The 20,889-nt window shown below is 35.1% G+C and carries 18 protein-coding genes; 3 read left to right on the top strand and 15 right to left on the bottom strand.

Going from position 1 to position 20,889, the window contains the following annotated elements; genetic code table 11:
* Nucleotides 1-397: 397 nt before the first annotated feature.
* On the top strand, nucleotides 398-1,069 hold the full coding sequence (locus tag BR87_RS00920; protein ID WP_035027600.1) for a deoxynucleoside kinase: 672 nt from the start codon (nucleotides 398-400) through the stop codon (nucleotides 1,067-1,069).
* A 43-nt stretch (nucleotides 1,070-1,112) separates the two neighbouring features.
* On the opposite strand, the gene BR87_RS00915 is transcribed toward BR87_RS00920, so the two are convergent.
* From BR87_RS00915 to BR87_RS00845, 15 genes are all read right to left on the bottom strand, one after another.
* On the bottom strand, nucleotides 1,113-1,667 hold the full coding sequence (locus tag BR87_RS00915; protein ID WP_244877014.1) for a dihydrolipoamide dehydrogenase: 555 nt from the start codon (nucleotides 1,665-1,667) through the stop codon (nucleotides 1,113-1,115).
* Between the two features lie 176 nt (nucleotides 1,668-1,843).
* Nucleotides 1,844-2,815, bottom strand: coding sequence for a glycosyltransferase family 2 protein (locus BR87_RS00910; RefSeq protein WP_035027597.1), 972 nt, complete (start codon nucleotides 2,813-2,815; stop codon nucleotides 1,844-1,846).
* Nucleotides 2,816-2,899: 84 nt separating this feature from the next.
* Nucleotides 2,900-3,871, bottom strand: a complete 972-nt coding sequence (locus tag BR87_RS00905) for a beta-1,6-N-acetylglucosaminyltransferase (protein WP_156959061.1) — start codon at nucleotides 3,869-3,871, stop codon at nucleotides 2,900-2,902.
* 4 nt (nucleotides 3,872-3,875) lie between these two features.
* On the bottom strand, nucleotides 3,876-4,988 hold the full coding sequence (locus tag BR87_RS00900; RefSeq protein WP_051929604.1) for a glycosyltransferase family 2 protein: 1,113 nt from the start codon (nucleotides 4,986-4,988) through the stop codon (nucleotides 3,876-3,878).
* A gap of 61 nt (nucleotides 4,989-5,049) precedes the next feature.
* Nucleotides 5,050-6,591 carry a lipopolysaccharide biosynthesis protein gene (locus tag BR87_RS00895; protein ID WP_035027594.1) on the bottom strand — a complete coding sequence of 514 codons (1,542 nt, stop codon included), beginning with the start codon at nucleotides 6,589-6,591 and terminating at the stop codon, nucleotides 5,050-5,052.
* Between the two features lie 24 nt (nucleotides 6,592-6,615).
* Nucleotides 6,616-7,779 carry a glycosyltransferase gene (locus BR87_RS00890; RefSeq protein ID WP_035027592.1) on the bottom strand — a complete coding sequence of 388 codons (1,164 nt, stop codon included), beginning with the start codon at nucleotides 7,777-7,779 and terminating at the stop codon, nucleotides 6,616-6,618.
* A 28-nt stretch (nucleotides 7,780-7,807) separates the two neighbouring features.
* Nucleotides 7,808-8,974 carry a glycosyltransferase gene (locus BR87_RS00885; protein ID WP_035027589.1) on the bottom strand — a complete coding sequence of 389 codons (1,167 nt, stop codon included), beginning with the start codon at nucleotides 8,972-8,974 and terminating at the stop codon, nucleotides 7,808-7,810.
* Between the two features lie 6 nt (nucleotides 8,975-8,980).
* The gene (locus BR87_RS00880) at nucleotides 8,981-10,216 is read right to left on the bottom strand and encodes a hypothetical protein (protein WP_035027587.1); all 1,236 of its coding nucleotides are present in this window, start codon (nucleotides 10,214-10,216) and stop codon (nucleotides 8,981-8,983) included.
* Nucleotides 10,217-10,260: 44 nt separating this feature from the next.
* On the bottom strand, nucleotides 10,261-11,457 hold the full coding sequence (locus tag BR87_RS00875; RefSeq protein WP_051929601.1) for a glycosyltransferase: 1,197 nt from the start codon (nucleotides 11,455-11,457) through the stop codon (nucleotides 10,261-10,263).
* 18 nt (nucleotides 11,458-11,475) lie between these two features.
* Nucleotides 11,476-12,642: a DegT/DnrJ/EryC1/StrS family aminotransferase gene (locus tag BR87_RS00870; protein WP_035027583.1), complete on the bottom strand. Its 1,167-nt coding sequence runs from the start codon at nucleotides 12,640-12,642 to the stop codon at nucleotides 11,476-11,478.
* Nucleotides 12,643-12,693: 51 nt separating this feature from the next.
* A complete protein-coding gene (locus BR87_RS00865) occupies nucleotides 12,694-13,302 on the bottom strand; it encodes a sugar transferase (protein WP_035027580.1) in 609 nt (202 codons plus the stop codon).
* Complete coding sequence (locus tag BR87_RS00860; RefSeq protein ID WP_035027577.1) at nucleotides 13,295-15,172, bottom strand: polysaccharide biosynthesis protein; 1,878 nt, start codon at nucleotides 15,170-15,172, stop codon at nucleotides 13,295-13,297. The genes BR87_RS00865 and BR87_RS00860 overlap by 8 nt, the downstream gene beginning before the upstream one ends.
* A 132-nt stretch (nucleotides 15,173-15,304) precedes the next feature.
* Nucleotides 15,305-16,009 (bottom strand): CpsD/CapB family tyrosine-protein kinase, encoded by a 705-nt coding sequence (locus BR87_RS00855; RefSeq protein WP_035027574.1) that lies wholly within the window; start codon nucleotides 16,007-16,009, stop codon nucleotides 15,305-15,307.
* A gap of 14 nt (nucleotides 16,010-16,023) precedes the next feature.
* A complete protein-coding gene (locus tag BR87_RS00850; protein ID WP_035027572.1) occupies nucleotides 16,024-16,764 on the bottom strand; it encodes a YveK family protein in 741 nt (246 codons plus the stop codon).
* A 798-nt stretch (nucleotides 16,765-17,562) separates the two neighbouring features.
* Nucleotides 17,563-17,886, bottom strand: a complete 324-nt coding sequence (locus BR87_RS00845; protein WP_035027569.1) for a four-helix bundle copper-binding protein — start codon at nucleotides 17,884-17,886, stop codon at nucleotides 17,563-17,565.
* A gap of 183 nt (nucleotides 17,887-18,069) precedes the next feature.
* Between BR87_RS00845 and BR87_RS00840 the strand changes: the two genes are divergently transcribed.
* Together BR87_RS00840 and BR87_RS00835 are read left to right on the top strand one after the other, a co-directional pair.
* Complete coding sequence (locus BR87_RS00840) at nucleotides 18,070-19,476, top strand: GH1 family beta-glucosidase (protein ID WP_035027567.1); 1,407 nt, start codon at nucleotides 18,070-18,072, stop codon at nucleotides 19,474-19,476.
* Between the two features lie 37 nt (nucleotides 19,477-19,513).
* Nucleotides 19,514-20,872, top strand: a complete 1,359-nt coding sequence (locus BR87_RS00835) for a PTS sugar transporter subunit IIC (RefSeq protein ID WP_051929599.1) — start codon at nucleotides 19,514-19,516, stop codon at nucleotides 20,870-20,872.
* The last annotated feature ends 17 nt before the right edge of the window (nucleotides 20,873-20,889 follow it).

Here is a 20,889-nt window from a genome sequence, read left to right as displayed (position 1 = left end):
CCCAATTTTCATCATTCTATTGATCAGTAACTGCGAAAAGTCGTCTGCTATTAAATAAGGCGCTTTCCTTCTCACTTAATAATAGCAAAAACTAAATGGGCAATCAAAGAAGAGCCCTTAGATCCGTTATTTTTAACTGCATTCAAGCACTATCTCAATGAACCAACTCGTGATTATGTTAAAAAAAGTCGATAACTTACAACATAAGCAGGATAAGTTATTTATACAGTTTTCCCATTTAATGAAACAACTTAACATTGTCATGGTTTGTTCAAAACTAAACAAGAAATAGCAAATAAACAAAATTTCTGACCGTTTCGCTTTAGAAATTATGGTATACTAATAAATGCAAATCAACGAAGACGACACCGGTCTTTGATAGGAGAGTGACCGTCAAGTGAAAGGGGAACAAAAAGCTGTGATTGTTTTAGCTGGTATGATAGGTGCTGGTAAAAGTACTTATACAAAATTAATATCTGATGCGTTAGGAAGCGAAGCTTTTTATGAAAGTGTAGACGATAACCGTATTTTAGAAAAATTTTATGAGGATCCGAAAAGATGGGCTTTTTCTCTACAAATTTATTTCTTGAATAGTCGTTTTCGCAGTATTAAAGCTGCCTTTTTACATGAAAACAACGTTTTAGACCGTTCTATTTACGAAGATGCTTTATTCACAAAAATTAATTATGAAGAAGGCAATATGAGTGATGCCGAAATGGATACTTATTTAGACCTGTTAGATAACATGATGGAAGAACTGGACGGTATGCCAAAAAAATCGCCTGATTTGTTGATCTATCTTCGCGGCTCGTTGAGTACAGTTCTTAATCGAATCGAAAAACGCGGACGCGTCTTCGAACAAATCGAAGGCAATCAAGGATTGTTAGACTATTACACTCATCTCCATAGCCAATATGACAGCTGGTTCGCCTCTTATGATAAGAGCCCAACTCTCATTATTGATATCGATAAGCACGATTTAGAAAATCCGGCTGATGCCGAAAAAATTATTGCTATAGTAAACGATCGCTTAAATGAAGTACGTTCTGAAGCAGTCAGTATCAGATAAAACAATTCAGCCTCTATCACATCAAAAAAACAAGCAATGAAGTTTACTTCACTGCTTGTTTTTTTGCGCTCAGCCAGACACAGCCAAACGTTTGCGAGGCTGGTAAAATAGCCGTACTTCGACCGTGGTTATCGTAAGCTTTAAAAAATAATTTTCCTTTTTTATTGTACCCGTAAGCATAGACCAGTACCCAATGGTTTTTATACCGGCTTCCTAATAAACGAGTAGTTCCAACAGCTACCGGCATTGGATCTGGTTGGTTTAATAATTCAACTAACTTTTTGTCAGGAACAAACAGCATCTTCGCTTGATAATCTGGATTGCCTTTTAAGACTGTATTCAATCCATGCCACAAATCCCATGGAAAAGTGCCTCGATAAGGAAAAGTATCATCAATCACTGATTTTAATCCTTTTAATAATTTTTCTTTAGAAACATCGACCCCGTATCGATGCAAATAAGTGTCGTGCAATAAAACAGCACTGACATATGTACCACAAATACCTGGCTTTTGGTTGTTGATCCATGTGCGGTATTTACGAAATCGTACTGGTTTTAAACCAATCCATTGTGTTGGATAACTAGTATGTAGCTTCAACTTGATCCGCTCCCTTTATTCCCTGCTTTTCTTTCTAGTTTACCATATGTTTTTCCATTCTTCTTTTTTTTATAGCTTTTTTCCAGTAAGAAAAGCCAAGGCATCCGCTTTGGCTTTGGTCTTTCAAGAAGGTTTCATTGGTTAATGAGAAATTAAAAGGAACACCCCTAATTAGTCTATTTTATACTTATTAACGATTTTTTATTTGACCGCTTCCATATACAATAGCTGAATCTCACATTATTACGAGCAGTTAAACAAGCCATACGCAACTTTTTATTCTTTAACTCTGTTAATTTATAGCGGTATAAATTATGTTTGAGCTCATTAATGACTCCCTGATCACGAGAAGCTTGGTCATAAGCTTGCATCAATAATTCTAAATTCAAGGCGGTATAACGTTCCTTTAGTATCGTCACATTACTCTCTTCTAAAGACTCGCATAAAACAATCACCGTTAATAATGCCGTTAAACCTGTTTTCCATTCCATAAGCGATAAGGACGTTTTCAAGGGGTAACGATTCTTGAAACTATGGTAGTACGAAGTTGATGTGTAAATAATTTTTTTGCTTTTCAGCATACATTCAATACACAAAAGCAAATCTTCAAAAAAATAAATAGATGGATTAAACCGAAGCGTAATAGATTCTTTAAATAAATCCATCATAAACAATTTATTGTTCATAAATCCTTGCATTGTTTCCCGATTGATCTCTTGCTGAATAGCTTGTGAAGAAGACCATTCTTGAATACGATAGGGTTTAAGCGGCTTACTTGAATGATGATGAGTCTCTTCAATATAGCTGCAAATAACCATATCTGCTCCTGTCTTTAAACTTAATGAAAGCAAGCTCTCAAACATCATCCCATCTACTCGATCTAATGCATTAACAAAACTAACGTATTTCCCGTTGGCAATCAATAAACCAGCATTGTAAGCAGCAGATATCCCAAAATTACTTTTATGAATGACTTTGAATCGAGGGTCCGCGCGGGAAAATCGTTCACATATTTCTCCACTTGCATCTGTTGAACCATTATTCACTAATATAATTTCCAATTTATGATACGTTTGGTATCTTAAATCATTCAAACACTTAGACAGATAATTTTCAGCATTATAAATTGAAACAATAATGGATATCATACAACGGCCTCCTTACTCGTTTCATTTGACTATGTAATCCTTCTTTCCTCTACCGAGAAAATGGATGTACTCAATATCAGTTTATCAACTATTGAGTACATCTCGTTCTTGTCTTCTGTTCGTCTCTTGTTGTGTGAATTTTTTACTATCCAAATACATACATAGTGATTCAATGATAGTTGAATCAACCGCTGAATCAAATTTCCGAGCAAATAAAGCTTCAGAAGACACTAAATTTCCATAATCAGTTTCTGTCCAAATAGAAGGATTTTTTCTTTTCGGCTTTTTTCCCCAATCGATTTTGCGCATATTACTGTATTGTTCCTGGTCGCTTCTTTTAACGGATAATCGTTTTTTAAAAGGAGAGTGATAAAGTAACGTTTGTAAAAACAATTCATCTGCGCACTTAGAACGGGAAAAGAATTGTTCGATCCATGGTTCTTTTGAAATAACAAAGTTTGCACATTCATCGGTAATGCTAAACCAAGAAGACCCGAATTTCAAAGTAAAAGGGGCTTGCTTTAGCCGATTGGTTCTAATGATTCGTTGAAAAAGCAAAACACTTTTATCCAAAGCAGTAGTATAAAACCGCAGCTTTTTAAAAGAAAATCTTGAAGCGGTATCTTGAAACAAATGATAACGTGAAATACGCGAGTAAATTTTTTTCATTTCCGGTTTAGTCTCCTTTGAAAAGTGGACAAACTCGATGCCATCATAGTATTGAAAAAAAGTATGAATTTCATCTTGTGTCTTTAAAGGCAGATCAGAACCAGACAGCAAGTGATAATAACGATAATTTCGTTGGACTGCTGCCTTCAATAAAATCAGTTCACACTGAATTTGACTGTATCCTCCCCAATTTACATTGATTCGAGGAACAAAATAAACCGATGATTTTAAAGCAAGCGAACGAATCTTTTTAAAATCAAAATGACTAACTTTTTTATCAATATGAAGATAAATATCATTTCTTTCATCATCTAATTGAGAAATCAAGCGTTCCAATACATCAAATTGATGATGAGCCATTATCAGATAAGCGTGTCTAGTATTCACTTTTTCACCTCATTTCCGTTTGCAATGGAGTATGGGTAGAATCTGTATTTTTTGCTGGACGATTGCCGTTTCTCAATTTGCTAATGAGCCAAATAAGCCCATATACTCCGGTGGCAAAGTTAGATTCAGCACAGCGATAGAAGACTTTCCAATGAATCGGAAAATAGCGGTTGTCTAAGTGTTGGTATGCTGTTTTATACCGTTCAGTTGATAATATTTTTTTTAACTCTCTTATCTTTTCGATCATTTTTCGTTCGCTCATTAAAACATTTAAGCCTAATTCAACCAAAGATAGAGCTATACGATTGTTTAACGCTGTTACATAATCCTCATTAAGATTGAATTCAGAGAGGTATTTTTCTATTAAATCAAATTTCATTTGAGTTTGAGTAAATAGTCGTTCTTTATAAAGAGAAGTTAGAGAAATTTCATTATCTTTCCGGTAGTGATACAAATGACGGTTAAGATAAACGGCTTTTGTGACATAACCAAAGACATATATATTAAACAAGGCATCTTCTGTACCGATAATTTTTGTATTGATGAATTTGATTTGGTTTTCTTTGATAAGAGCCGTTCTATATAATTTCCCCCAAGAAGTTACAATAGCATCAGCATTTTCCGGTTTTTCTAGTTCTTTTCCTACCAATCCAACCATACGTCTATGCAGCTTTGAAGCTACTTCCGACTGTTCGAAAACGATCTTTTCTTGTTTAAATATTTCTTTAGGCTTAGGATTGTTGGCATATTCTCTGATGTAAGACCATAAGACAACGTCTGCTTTCTCCTCCAAAGCCGCACGATAGGCTATTTCACAAGTATCCAGCTCAATCCAGTCATCGCTATCGATGTACATTAAAAACTCTCCATTAACATATTGTAAAGCATGGTTTCTAGCTTCAGAGACTCCTTGATTTTGCTGACTAATTACTTTTATTCGTTCATCTTTTTTAGCCATTTTTTTTAAGAAACGTAAACTATTGTCAGGAGAACCATCATCTACACAAATGACTTCAATCTCTTTAAACGTTTGATTTAAAATGCTGGTTAAGCACGTATCAAGAAACTGTTCGGTATTGTAAACAGGTAAAATAATACTGATTTTTGGCTGTGACATTTAATTTCCTCCTTTGGATCGTCTTCTCTTCAAGCCATCATAAAGCTAGCTGGCGGAAGGTTTATTCTGAATGGTTTACTTTAGCTAATTTTTTTCTTTTAAACAGCCCTCTCAGCATTTCCATTACATATTTGAACTCATCAGCCCGGTAAAAAAGCAACAGGAAGAAAGTATTTGGAATAATCAAACACATAAATGCTTTAAGGATAAAAGAATTTATCCCTTGCTCTCCTGCAAACGAACCGGCCAGGCTTGTCAATCCTGCCGCACAGAACGTGGCTCCAGCATATTTTGCATAACGTTTAAAATAGTCAAAAACACTGCGCTTAAACCCATTCTTATACAAGACTAACGGCTCAATCCAAAAAACAGTCGTCATACTGCTAATAAAAGTTCCCAATAAAATCCCTGCAATTCCATAGTATTTAGCTAAGATCACTGAAGCAATCAAATTAACCGTTGCTTCTGCTACGGGTTTATAGCGATCATTCCAAAACAACCCATAGGCATCTTTAAACACCAAGGTTGCTTTTCTAAATCCTTTTGTATAAAAATTGATTACGATCAAAGCTACGATCCAGTGGTTCATTACAAAATTGGAGCCTAGCCATAATGTGATAAAGGGATTAAACAGTATCCAGAGCGAAATCGCACAAAACCCGAAAATCCAAAAATTCAGAAAAAGCATAACTTTATAAATATCGAATGATTTATCTTCACTTTCAACGACATTTAAATTCCCAACACTTGCGGTGACCGATTCAAAGATTTGGTTTACGATAGAATTGATTGCCCCGATAATTAAAGAATAATTTGAATAAAAACCTACCCATACAATTCCTACAATTGAAGAAATAAGAATATTATCTGTACCTTCAACTACTACGGAACCTATCCGGTGGTACATCATCGCTTTAACATTACGGAAAATGGCTTTACGGTCAGCTACTGCTAATTTTTCTTTATTTTTATCTTTTAAAAAAGGATAAAGAATATCTGCTTTTCGCGATAATAGAATATTTTCAATCAGAGAAAAGATGATCTTTACTAGCAAATACAAAATGAAGTTTTGTGTCACTAACAAGATGACGACTTGAACAATAGTTACAACTGCAAAGAAGCCGCTTTTGTAAAATGTGACAATGTAATTCTTCTGATCTGCAATAATTAAAGAACGTTTATAAGCGTAAAAGTATGTCACCACTGAGTTTGCTAAATAAAGCAGAAAAATCAAATTCAAATTAGAAATAGCAGGAGCATCTTTAATAATGACATTTAAAAAAGGTAGTAAAACTAATCCCAATCCTAAAACTGAAAAACCAATCAATCGGTACACTCGAGAGTAGAAATTCATTAAGGCTTTTATCTTACTTTCATTATTAACTGCTAGCGGTTTATACAACCCATAAATAATGGCTGAACCAAAACCGAGTTCTGCAAGAGAAAGAATCGATAAAACATCCGTAAATAAGCCGTTAACTCCCAAATATTCAGCATTCAGCATTTTAACAAAGACGATACGTGAACCGAAAGACAACAAGATATTCAGTATTTGTCCAATTAATACAACGGCTACATTTTTCATAGAGTTCGCTGTTCTCATATAGTTCTCCTAACTAGCCAATTTTTATAACGCGTAGAACTTATCCATTTCTGAAAAAGTATCAATTTTTTTATGTTGACTGTTTTCAGTAAACTTAAGTCTTAACGCTTCATTGTCTAATATTTCTTTTACATTTTTGTAAATAGACTGACTGTTATTATCAGCGATCAGTCCATCAATTCCATGGACAATAAATTCCTTAGCTGTAATAAAATTTGTGGCAACTAAGGGTTTCTCAAATGTACTAGCTTCCGCCATTGAAAGACAATAGCCTTCTTGCTTAGAGGGCTGAACATAAATATCACAATATTTATAATAAGGAAAAGGGTTGTTTTTTTTACCTAATAGAATCAAATACTCTTCTATCCCCAACTCTTTGATTTCTGCTTCTAATTTTTTTCTTAGTTTACCTTCTCCGATCAAAAACCATTTAAAGTTATAACCCTCTTCTTTTAAACGAGAGACGATTGCGGGTAGTCGTTCCTGACCTTTTTCTTCTTCCAAGCGTCCCACTGTCAATATTTTGATGCCATTGTACTGAAACTTGTTTTTTGATTCGCTAGCTTTTTCTAAGATTTCCCGGCTATTAAAAATGGAATAGAAAACATCCGTCGCTCCTTCCATCTCAGGATAAATTTCATTAAACTTCTCTTTTGCTGCTGTCGAAACACAAAAGGTTTGATCGTATCTAGGGAAAATCCGATGTCCAGCAGCTTTTTCATTGGAGGGTACTTTAGAATAATCTTCATGGATCCACATTACTTTTTTCTTTGCTCTAATTTTTTCTAAAACAAATGGAGTTAAACTATTTCGAGATCCGCCGTCATATGCAATCGCTACATCATATTCTTCATTGCAGACATCATAACTGTCTACCAACTGTTGATTTAATCGTTCAAACTGATCAAGAATAATGTAACGGTATAACTGCAAAAACATCCATAATCCTTTTAACAGTTTTCCTTTTTTCAGGCTTCTTTTTAAATACAGTCCCATATTGAGACCCAATCCTTGTTTATATAATTCAATCAAATGAATTTTTTTATTAATTAATGGCAATAATGTTTTATCCGGTCTTGCTAACATGACTGTAATTTCATAATCTTCAATTTCATTGATTAACTTAATCAACGATTGTTCAGTCCCGGCATTAGTCAAACTTCTAATGACAAAAACAACTTTTTTCATTAAGTACTCACTCCTTTTGGAAGTTAGTTTAGAGAGCGTAAAATTTTTCAACCTCAGTTGAAGTATCAATTGTTTTTTTCAAATAGTGTTCACTGATGCTTGTCCGTAATTTTTTATCATCCAATAACCTTTTAACATTCTCATAAAGAGACTGACTAGTAATATCAGCAATTAAGCCATCAGATCCATGGGTATGAATAAATTCTTTAGCTGTTAAAAAATTAGTCGCAACAATTGGTTTTCCAAAAGCCATTGCTTCGACCATGGACATGCAGTACCCTTCTTGTTTTGAAGGCTGGACATAAATATCACAGTCTCGATAATAAGGGAAGGGATTCTTCATCCCGCCCATCAAGGTTAAATAAGCTGATAATTCTCGGCTTTTGATTTCTTTTTCTAATTTTGCTTTGACTCCATCATCGTCTCCGATAAGATACCAGTGAAAGTTGTACCCTTCTGCTTTTAATCTGGAGATAACTGCTGGAATCAAGTCATGTCCTTTTTCCTCACCCAAACGGGCGACTGTTAAAATTTTCATTCCTGGATAATCATAATGACTTTGCTTATTTTCCGCTTTTGCATAGAAATCATTTTTACTATAAATAGAATAAAAAACGCTTGTCTTCTCTATTAATTCAGGATATAATTCATCAAATTTTTCTTTTGCTCCTTTAGAAACACAAAAAATTTGATCAAAATGTGTAAACACTGTTCCGCCTGTCCGTTTTTCAGCCTGGACTAGTTTTGAATAATCCTCATGCACCCACATGATTTTCTTTTTAGCTTTGATTTTTTGAATGACGTAAGAAGACGTAGCACGCAATCCCCCATCATAAGCTACTGCTATATCGTACTCTTCATCTTCCATGGGATAAGATTTCAAATAGTAATTATTTAAGGGAATCATATCCTTTGAAACGAGATAAAATCCGATTCTCCAACTAGCATTTAACAATGACATCCATTGTTTCCTTTTATAAGCTTCTTTCAAATAAATCCTAGTATCGATTCCATTGCCTTTATCCGTTAAATACTTAACTTTAATCGGCTTTTTAATTAATGGCAGTAAAGGAGCAACATTTTTAGATAACAATAGAGTGATTTCATAATGTTCAAGATGATTGATCAAATTGACCAATGAATGCTCGATTCCACCGTTGGTCAACGATTTGACCACAAAGACAGCTTTTTTCAAATCTCTTCACTCCTTTTCTGTACTTTTTATTTCTTTTTTATCGTTAGTAACAGTTAACCGAACCGTTTTTTCTTTATCGCTTTGAACTTTGCTGTAAATTGTAGCAAAAACAATCAAAATCAGAACCCAGCCAATCATTCTCAATCTAGCAGCCGTACCAATGTTATCATTTGAAAGTCCAATCATTCCAAACCAGACAAAAGCATGTAATAAAATATAACAATGGATTGCTGTCAACAAAGCTCTTTTTATCCATAAGTACCGCAGAATCAGTACCATTGGTCCAGTCTCAATAACAAACAAGAACAGTGTACTGAACCCATTGATGTGCCAAGGAAGGGGTCCAATCGAATTACCTAGATAACTGTGGAAGTAATTGACAAAAAAAGTGCCAAAGAAATACTGTTTTAGATTGATAAACATTTGACTTCCACCGGAAAAATTAGTTAATGCACTGTTTCGATAGTCCAAGGCATCTCCTAGCGACATTTTTAAGTAAGGGATTTGGTAATTGATCAAAAAGGTATAATAAAAAATGAATAGGATAAGAAAAATTCCAATAATTAGAAACGGTCTTTTAACTTGTTTGATTTTTTTGTATAAATAATAAAGAATAACTGTGATGAGAAATGAACCAGCTGCATAAAACCTTAATTCACCCAGCATCCATAAACTAGGAATCAACAAAATCAAAGCTGCATAGCCTTCCTTAGGTACGAAGACAACAATGACACTTAAAAGCACCGAAACTGCATAAAAGAACATGATCCAGATATCACGATAAATTGAAAAGGTAGCGCACATCATCAAATTGATATAACACATATAGGATAAAATAAGCACTGTTTTCGAGTTAGCGCGTTCAGTGTTCATATCACCTGCTTTCTGGCTGCTGCTCAATTTGAAAATAAGATCAATCAGCCAGACACTAATAAAAACAAAACCAACAAATCCTATATAATTGAACAGCCGGATAATGTAAACATCTTCTATTCCAGTCACCTTAACCACATATCCAATGATCAAAGGATAAATCGAAGTGAGGATAGCAGTTTCTCCTGAAACAATATTTTTAACCTGTTCCCAATAGAAGAATCCATCATCTTTTCCTCCAAGAAATTGTATGGCAACTCCTTCGTTTCCTTCTTTAAGTGCAATTGTATAAACAAAATAACTCATTAGAAAATACATTAAAAATAAAATTTGCTGCATGGTCAAATAAAGAAGTTTGCTTTTCCTCACTTGTTTCACCTCCAGGTCAGTCTCTTTCTTTGGCTAATATTTTCTTACTCAACTTTTATTTGTTCTTTATTCATCAAAAGCTCTGCTTTCGGTGCAGTAGTATAACTCATTTCCAGATAAATATGTTCCATCAGATTATTTACATTTTTGATATCAAACCGTTTAGCAGCTTCACTATTCTTTTTGCCGATTATGTGTCTTAAATCAGAATCTCCACCTAACTTATCCATTGCTTTGGCAAACCCTTCAACATCAAAAGGATCTAAACAAAAGCCGGTTTCTTCATTACGCGTATAATCTCTAATACCGTTAACATAGGATGAAATCAATGGCAACCCGCTTGCCATTCCTTCAATCGCTGCTATCCCCAGTCCTTCTCTTTGAGAAGGGAAAACATAAATATCTGAAGACTTACATAATTGAGCAATGTCTTTCCTAAATCCTAATAGCAAAACACGCTCTTCAATTCCCAATTCTTTTGACAAATGTTTTAAATGAGCTTCTAGTTTTCCTTGACCGCAAATAATATAATAAAGTTTTTTATTTTCTGCCTTAGCCAATGCCCGAATAGCCGTTTCATGATTTTTTCTGCTAGTAACTTCTCCAACTGAAAACATCAATATGGCATCTTCCGGTATTCCTATCTCTGAACGTACTTGCTTTTTATCTACGATCACGTCGCGAAAAGCGCTAGTATTTAATCCAACTCCTGGAATGTACTGAATATTTTTCATTTTAAAATCTTGATTAGCTCGGTTAAAATCCTCTTGGTTGATTGTTACTAGTACATCTGTGTATTTGGATAACACTCTTTCTATTGGATAAAACAACCAATTCTTCATTGGAGCGCCGTCAAAAAAATGAAAACCATGCGCTGTATAGATTACCGGGACCCCCATCTTCCTTGCTGCTATTCTTGTTAAAGCTCCCGTTATAGGAGTGTGACAATGAATAAAAGAAAAATGATGGGTCAGCAGTAGTTTTCTAATTTGCCTGAATGAATGAATATGAGAAGTTAAATCTCCTGCTCCTCGTTTACAATCAACTTGGTGATAAATAACACCTAATTGCGCTAATTCTTGTTTAAACTCATTGACATTTTCTCTAGAAGTAGGACTGCCTTGTTCAAAATTTGCGGCTACATGAACTTCATACCCTTGTTTGAGCAATAGACGAATATTCGGCATATTAAATTGATAAATCATGGATGAAACAGAAGCTAACATGAGAACTTTTTCCATTGCGACCCGCTCCTTTAGCTAGATGATTTGCTTGATCAAAAGAGGCTGTTTTATGACCTGTTTCAATTGATGAATAACGAAATCTTGCTCTTCAACGGTCATATTAGAACCTGAAGGAAGACACAATCCCCGGGTAAATAAAGTTTCAGAAATGGCTTGTTCCTGCTCATGGTGTTTATAGAATCTTGAATTTTCGAATACAGGTTGTAAATGCAGCGGCTTCCATAAAACACGTGTTTCAATATTTTCCTTATTCAACAGGTCCATCACTTCATAAGGTGTAATCGGCATGATTCCTGGATCAAATGTTAAAGCGGTCAACCACCGATTTGATTTGGTGCCAGTTAATTCCGGCATAAACTGAAGACCTTCAATAGAAGAAAGTTCTTCAACATATCGTTCATATACTTGCCTTCTTTGAAAAACACGTTCATCTAAAACTTCCAACTGGGCTCGGCCGATACCGGCACTCACATTGCTCATTCGGTAATTGTAGCCTGTTACAGAATGCTGATAATGCGGCGCTGCATCTCGGGCTTGGGTTGCTAAAAAAACAGCTTTTTCCACTAATTCTTCATCTTCTGAAACTAAAGCCCCTCCACCAGATGTGGTAATGATTTTGTTCCCATTAAAGGAATAAATACCAATTTTCCCGAACGTCCCGCTTTTCTTCCCTTTATAGTCAGAACCCAATGATTCAGCAGCATCTTCTACAATAGGGACTCCATATTGATCAGCAACTTCAAGTAATTCAGCCATTTTAGCTGATTGACCATAAAGATGGACCACGATAACCGCTTTAGGTAACTGCCCCCTTTTCTTTGCATCTGAAAGGGCCCGTTCAAGAGCTTGAGGAGACATATTCCAAGTTTCTGGTTCAGAATCAATAAACGTTACGTGCGCTCCTAAGTAAATAGCCGGATTTGCACTAGCAACAAAAGTAAAAGAAGAACAGAATACGCTATCGCCTTTTCCTACGCCTAAAATGCTTAATGCTAAATGTATTGCCGCAGTACCTGAATTTGTTAAAGCTGCGCCTTTCGTATTCACGTAAGCTGCCAATTCTTTTTCAAAAGCTGAGACATTTGGACCTAACGGAGCAATCCAATTTGTCTCAAAAGCTTCGTTGACATAGATTTGTTCCTTACCTGACATATGGGGAGAAGATAATAAAATCCGGTTCATTCCTCATCACTTCTTTCTTAGATTAATTTCAAAAGCGGCTTATGACCTTTTTTACTCTGGCTCTCCTTTAAAGAACGGCATTGTATCTACTCTAGAATGATCCACATCTTTTCGTCTCAGTACTTGGTAAATAGTTAGAAAAAAAATTTTTAAATCTACTATAAAACTGATGTGATCAACATAATAAACATCCAGTTTAAATTTTTCATCCCAGCTGATTGCGTTTCTGCCATTTACTTGCGCCCAACCAGAAATACCAGAAGTTACTTCATGTCTTCTCTGCTGATTTTGGTCATATAAGGTAAGATATTGGGGCAGTAAGGGCCTAGGCCCAATAAAGCTCATTTCCCCCATTAAAATATTAAATAATTGAGGAAGTTCATCGATACTGGTCTTTCTTAAAAACGCTCCAACTTTTGTGATTCGTTGCCTATCGGTCAGCTCTTGTCCAGCATCTAGGGTTTGAATACGCATCGTCCGAAATTTAATCACTTTAAAAACTCGGTTGTATTTGCCTAAACGTGTTTGTTGAAATAAGATAGGGCCTTCTGATTCGTACTTAATCAGTAAGGCGCAGGCAATCATGATAGGAGCTGCAATCAAGATGAGCACGAGCGCAAATGCTACATCTAGTTTGCGTTTGATATAATTTTCATACATGAGATAATTCTCCTTTCAGTAGTTCTTCAGGATAATTAGGAACAAACTTAACTTCAGGTTTTTTCTCTGCATGATCATTAGCAAACTCAAGCAATTGTTCTTTTAGTTCGCTTGTTTTGCATGTTTCTAATTCATCAACAAATTCCATTACTTTACTAAGAGCCATATTTTTAACTTTTCCGACAAAAATTTTATCGTAAACCATTTGCCCTGTGCGTTCATTTGCTACTAACAATTCTTCATACAGCTTTTCACCAGGACGAATACCCGTTTCAATGATTGGAATCTCTTCTTCTGTGTATCCGCTAAGTTTGACAACATTTTTAGCTAAATCTAAAATTTTGACAGGTTTTCCCATATCAAGGATAAATACTTCTCCCCCGCTAGCTAAAGCTCCGGCTTGAATCACCAACCGACTTGCCTCTGGAATAGTCATAAAGTACCGTGTCATTCGAAAATCTGTAATCGTAATTGGACCGCCCTGTTGAATTTGTTCTTTAAATAAAGGAACGACGCTGCCGCGACTGCCTAAGACATTCCCAAAACGGACAGCAGCGAATTTAGTTTTTCCCGGTTCATTTAAACCAGTGACAATCATTTCTGCTATGCGTTTTGTAGCCCCCATAACATTTGGCGGGTTGACCGCCTTATCGGTCGAAATCATAACAAAGCTTGTTACACCCGTTACCTTTGCAGCTTCAGCCATATTTTTTGTTCCATAAATATTATTTTTTACTGCTTCTTGAGGGTTGTATTCCATCATTGGAACATGTTTGTGAGCAGCTGCGTGGTAGACCCGTTCCGGATGATACTGCTGCATCACTTCAAAAATCCGTTTGCGGTCTTGTACCTCAGCAATAACGGGAATAATATCAAATTGGCCTTTGTACGATCCTCTTAATTCTCGGTCGATTTGATAAATAGAGTTTTCACCATGGCCTAATAAAATCAAACGTTCTGGAGAAAATTTAGCAATTTGGCGACAAATTTCTGAACCGATCGATCCGCCTGCTCCACTGACCAAGATCGTTTTTCCTGTTAACTCAGCTGAGATTTGCTGCATATTTAATTTAACTTCATCTCGGCCTAGTAAATTCACTACATTGATTTCTCTAAATTGACTAACTGAAAGTTTCCCTTGAAGGACGTCTTCAATGGAAGGCATCAGATTGACCTTGACACCGGCTTGGTTACAAATATCAACGATTTGTTTGTATTTTTTGGGGTTTAAAGAGGGAATAGCAATGGTGATTTGCTGAATTTCGAAGTTTTTAACTAATTCGGGGATTTTTTCAAGAGGGCCTAAAACGGGGAAATCATATAATCTTGTTTTGTGCTTAAAGGGGTCGTCGTCTACGATTCCTACAATTTTGACTTCATTAAAGTTCTGTTTTAAACTTCGGATAAAAAGATTTCCACCATCTCCTGCACCAACGATCAACGTTCGTATTTGCTTTTTCATTATCTTTGCTTTTTGCTTCTTGCATTGATGTTCATGATAGAATCGCCATAGAATACGGCTGCTTTCAATACTAACTGTTGAAAAAATGGTGGTTAATATAATGAACCGAAAGCTGATTAAAGGAAACCAAAAGAAGGAAGAAACTGCAACTAATAGAAAAGCTAAGTTGACACATACTCCAATAAAAACAGCTTCTCTAATTCCCATATAGCGGTTAATATGGGTAAACAGCTTGAAGTATACAGCGAAAAGTAAGTAAAAAAAGATGCTGACTGCTACAGTAGCCACATATAGTTCTTGTGGTAAAGCAATATAAGGATTAAGGAAAATAGAGGCTAAGACAGCCGATAAACAAATAGCCAAGCTATCGTAACTGATTAAAATCAATTTTTTTAAATTCCTACTCATTTGGTTCACTCTTCTTTCTATTCATTACTTTGGAAAGAGAATCTTTTAGAGCGGGGTAAAACATAGTTCAAAAACGAGGTTCTATTCTGAGGTCTTGCTTTTTTGAGGGAATGAAGTTTAAAAATCGTCTAATTAATCTGCCGTTCTATAATAATCATAATTAAAATCTTCGGTGACTTTAATGCGGTTCAATACTACACCAATAACATTGGCATTCACACGCTGCAACAATAATTTAGATTCCATTATTTTATCTTTAGTTGAGTTTTCTTTTCGTATAACAAAAATAGTACCGTCTACTTTACTTGCCATAATTTGAGCATCTGTTACAGCGACAACAGGCGGCAAATCAAAAATAATTAAATCAAAATCCTTTTCTAATTCGACCAACAGTTCATCCATGCGAGATGAAGCCAATAATTCTGATGGGTTAGGTGGAATAATCCCACTAGTAAGAACAAATAAGTTATCTACATCAGTATGGTGAATCATATTGCAAAGCCTGATTGAGCGATTGGTTAAAATAGTCGTCAAACCATCTCGATTAGATAAGCCAAAAAAGCGATGAATGGTTGGTTTTCGCAGATCTGAATCGACTAGAACAACCTTTTTTCCTTGCATTGAAAAAGTTACAGCCAAGTTTGCTGCCACAGTTGACTTCCCTGCTCCTACCATATCTGATGTAACGGCGATGCTCTTCATCTCTTTATCAAAAATTGAAAATTGAATGTTCGTTCGAATTGTTTTAAATTGTTCTGAGATAACTGAACTCGGTTTTGTCAATGTGATCAGTTTTGCTGGATTGTTTTTTGTTTCTTTTAATTTCTTTTTAAACATTACGCTTCACCCTCCTATTCTTTACTATTTGCTCTTATAAGTTCCAAATTTGGCTGCTTTGCTTCCTTTTCGGGCTCTCCTTCTTCAACACTCATTTCAAATACATTTCCTAAAATGGTCCATTCCACTTTTTCAGTAATGTAACTATTGGAACGGATGGTGTTATCAACTAATTCCAACAAGAAGGTTATGACCATTCCAAGCATTAAACCAACAATTAATCCAACTGCTGCATTCATTGGCAAGTTAGGAGAAATGGGTGTGTTTTTTGGAACAGCTTTAGAAATAATCGTGACATTATCGACTTTCATGATTTTTCCGATTTCGTTTTTAAACGTAGCTGCGATCTTATTAGCAATTCTTGCTGCTGTATAAGGATCTTCATCTGTCACTGTTAAAGAAAAAACTTGTGAATTTTCTTCTGTGCCAATTAGTATTTTTCCTGATAGTTCATCTGTTGTTAAAGGAATAGCTAAATCTTTTCTGACTAAATCTAAAATAACCGGCCCTTTGATAATATCTTTGTAAGTATTGATCATTTTAATATCTTTATCAACGTCTCCTATTTCCACACCGGTAAGTTCAGTAGTTGTTCGATTCACTAACAGTTGAGTGCTTGAACTATATTGAGGAACTACAAGGGCAACGGTATAGCCAAACATCAATACCAACCCAACAAAGCCTAGTCCGATAATCAATACAGCTCTTTTCTTTAAAATAGTAAAAATGCTTGTCAAAATAAGGGTATCTTCCATAATTTCCTCCTGTAAGATGTATTTTTATCACTAGATTTTTATTCTTTAAAAAAGGGTAAAACAAATAAACTTAATGAAACATTTTTTAATGAAAGGGTTTCCGATAATAAGGATAAGAAAATGAGGTGTAAAGATTGATAGGGAGATAATTATTTTGGAGAACGTTCTCACTCGAAGAAAGTAAGTAGAAGAAAATTGTTAACTGATGAATAGTAGTTGAAGCTAGAATATAGTTTATAATGATTTAAAATAGTGAATACTCTTTAGTATTGGTATTGATTAGAGGGTTATGCTTCTATAAGAAATGTGATAGAAACACATTGTATGGAGGCACTTTGTGAGAGGGTGCTGTGATTACTTACAGAATTTTTTCTAAAGAGTATTCACTATGAGGGTAAACTAAATAAAGGTAAGGTGAAAATTGGAAAAAGCAGCAATTGATTTTTACTTTATTTTTCTGCTTCTAAAACATAAGGCAAAAACTTTATGAAAATGTGATACAAAATAATGGTAAATTTAGTCGAATGACTAATGTAGTGGATGAAAAGTAAAGCGAAGAAGTAAAAAATAGTACTCTTAATATTATGAGAAATATTAGAGAATTCACATATTCTTTAACTTGAAGTGATTATAACATTGATTTTTTTAATAAGGAAACGATAAATTCATAAACCTGTTATTTTTCACTTAATTGTGACGGAAAAATGTCTAAAACACTTGTAGACCTTGAGAATACATGGCTTACAAGTGTCGCAATACTCTAACAATTACAATTGAGTTCTGTTATGTTTGTTTTAGTTATACTGCTTGACGGCATAATTCTGCACATTCTAGGCAAACTTTCGCACAGCGTTGGCAGTGATCCATGTCATGCTTTTCGCACTCTTTTCCGCATGCTTGACAAATATTTGCACATAAAGCTAATAAATCAGAAGTCATTGCACTTTGACGGCTAATAATCGTTGTGACAAAAGAACAAATATCGGCACATTCACGATCCAAGCGAATACAATCCACCATCATCTTTACATCTTCTTCTTCAAGACAAGCATCGAAACATTCATTACAAACTCTTTGGCATTCAAATGTTTTTTCAGCTAGTTGTAAAAATTCTTTTTTCATCTTGTCCACCTCCTTTTTATGCAACTTTCTACAATTTTTAGTATAAAGCAGAACAGAAAATCTTACGAATATAACGAATTAAAAGAAAGGGTTTACATTTTCTCGGAAATCGGTTACACTTAATTTGTAAATTCATTGGTACGAATTATTATTATAGGAACTAAATATTATAGGAGGAATGAAATGGAATTTCCAAAAGATTTTTTATTTGGAGCGGCAACAGCTGCTTACCAAGTTGAAGGTGCTTGGGATAAAGATGGTAAAGGTGTTTCGAATTGGGATGTCTTCTCAAAAATAGAAGGAAAAACATACCAAGGAACCAATGGAGATGTTGCGATCGATCACTATCATCGTTATAAAGAAGATATTGCGCTAATGGCAGAAATGGGGCTCGATTCTTACCGCTTTTCAATTTCTTGGACAAGAATTTATCCTAATGGCGATGGTAAAATAAATCAAAAGGGATTAGATTTTTACAACGATTTAATTAATGAATGTTTAAAATATAACATTATTCCTTTTGTGACCCTTTATCATTGGGACCTGCCTCAGAAGTTAGAAAAAAATGGTGGTTGGACAGCTGAACGAACCTTAAAAGCCTTTGAACAATATGCTGATACTTGTTTCAAAGCTTTCGGGGATCGTGTCAAGCACTGGATAACCTTTAACGAAACGATTGTTTTTGCTCGACACGGTTATATTTTTGGAGCCCATCCACCTGGCCGCTTAAATGACTTCAAAAATTATTACCAAGTTTTACACAATGTTTTCTTAACACATGCCAAAGTTGTGCTGAATTTTAAACATTCAGGTTATCAAGGAGATATTGGAATCACACACGTTTTTAATCCAGCATTTCCGGCTGATGATAAACTTTCAAGCAAAAAAGCAGCTGACCACGCTAACATGTTTGATACGTTCTTATACTATGATCCTATTTTAAAAGGAACTTATCCTGAATACGTATTAACTCATTTGAAACAAAAGGGCTATGATTTTGATTTGTCTCAAGAAGATCAAGAAACTCTATTAAAAGCTGTACCTTTAAATGACTTTATTGGGCTCAATTATTACCAACCAATGCGTGTAGTAGCCAACGAGTCAAATGCATCAAGAGAATTATCTAGAGAAGCAAGTACTGGCGGAGCCGGTGCTGTGTCTTACGATGGCGTCTATAAAACAGTTAGTCTTCCTTCTCTCTCCTATACTAAATGGGGCTGGGAAATTTCACCTGAAGCTTTATTGGACGGACTTCATTTATTAAAAGAACATTATGGAAATATTCCTATCTATATTACTGAAAACGGTTTAGGTGATGAAGACCCAGTCATTGATGGAGAAATCAAAGACACTTTGCGTATTGAATATATTAAAGATCATTTAGCGTTTTTGAAAAAAGGAATCCAAGAAGGAATAGAACTCAAAGGTTACTTCGCCTGGTCTGCCATTGATTTACTCAGCTGGTTAAATGGTTATAAAAAACAATACGGTTTTATTTATGTGGATCACCAAAATCACTTAAATCGCAAGAAAAAAGACTCTTTTTATTGGTATCAAGAAGTTATTGCCACACGCGGAGAAAATCTGTGATTAGTGTAAAAATAAAAAAATATTGGAGGAAAAAATCTTGAACAAGTTTAATGAATTTTTCAACAAACTGCTGGACCCCTTTTTGAAATTCGTTAACACCAAAACCATGATGGCCATTAAAGATGGTTTCTTATTAACTATGCCGATTACCCTTGTGGGGTCTCTTTTTCTTTTGATTGCCAACTTCCCGATTCCTCAATGGGATACTTGGTTGTCAAATTTATTTGGTGCTGACTGGTCTGCTCCCTTGAACCAAGTAGCCGGTTCGACTTTTGATATCTTAGCAGTTGTAGCTGTTTTAGGAATAGCTTATACATATTCTAAAAGTGAAAAAGTTGATCCTATTAGTACAGCTATCTTATCATTAGTGTCTTTCCTGATTTTAACGGATTCTTTTGCAGTAACTGAAAGCGGCGAAACAATCGCTGGCGTGATTCCTAAAGGCTGGACAGGCGGAAATGGGATTATCACAGCCATTATCGTTGCTGTTATTGTCGCCAAGGTATTTGCCTTCTTTATTAAGCGCGATATTCGAATTAAAATGCCAGATACAGTACCTCCCGGTGTAGCGAATGCCTTTTCTGCTATGATACCAGGCGCTGTAGTGATGTTTGGCTCAATGATCGTTTACATCTTAACAAATAAATTCGCCGGCGTATCTTTAACTGAACTTATTTTCAAAATATTGCAAACACCTATTCAAAATGTTTCAGACACCTTACCTGGCGGACTCTTTATCACTTTCTTGATGTCCATCCTGTTCTGGGCCGGTATTCATGGTCCTAACATCGTAATGGGAATCATGGGACCTATTTTGACAGCCAATGCTTTAGACAATCAAGCAGTCATTGATTCTGGACAACAACTTGTAGTAGGAGAAAATGCTAAAATTATGACTGTCCAATTAATTGATGTATTTGCTAAATTTGGCGGACAAGGTATTACGATCGGGTTGTTGATTGCTGCATTAATATTTGCTAAATCAAAACGATTAAAAGAAATTTCTAAAATTTCTATCGTGCCAGGCCTTTTTAATATTAATGAACCAGTTATTTATGGATTACCGATTGTCTTCAACCCCATTATGTTGATTCCTTTTATTCTAGTTCCATTAGCTGCTGTTTTAATTACTTATGGTGCAATCATCATCGGCTTCATTCAACCCTTTAATGCAGTACAAGTTCCTTGGACCACTCCTCCGCTGATATCCGGTTTTCTATTAAGCGGCTGGCAAGGATTAGTCATTCAATTGATCATTATTTTAACTTCTGCAGGAATCTATTATCCTTTCCTAATGAAACAAGACAAACAATTCATATTAGAAGAAGCTGAGATAGAAGCAACAGAACAAGATGCTGATCCTAATTTAGAATTTGCAAATGAAAGCAACGTATAAAAAATTTGAAAGGATTA

The sequence above is a fragment of the Carnobacterium mobile DSM 4848 genome, from assembly GCF_000744825.1.
GTDB lineage: Bacteria > Bacillota > Bacilli > Lactobacillales > Carnobacteriaceae > Carnobacterium_A > Carnobacterium_A mobile.
This window is presented reverse-complemented; position numbering and strand designations above follow the sequence as displayed.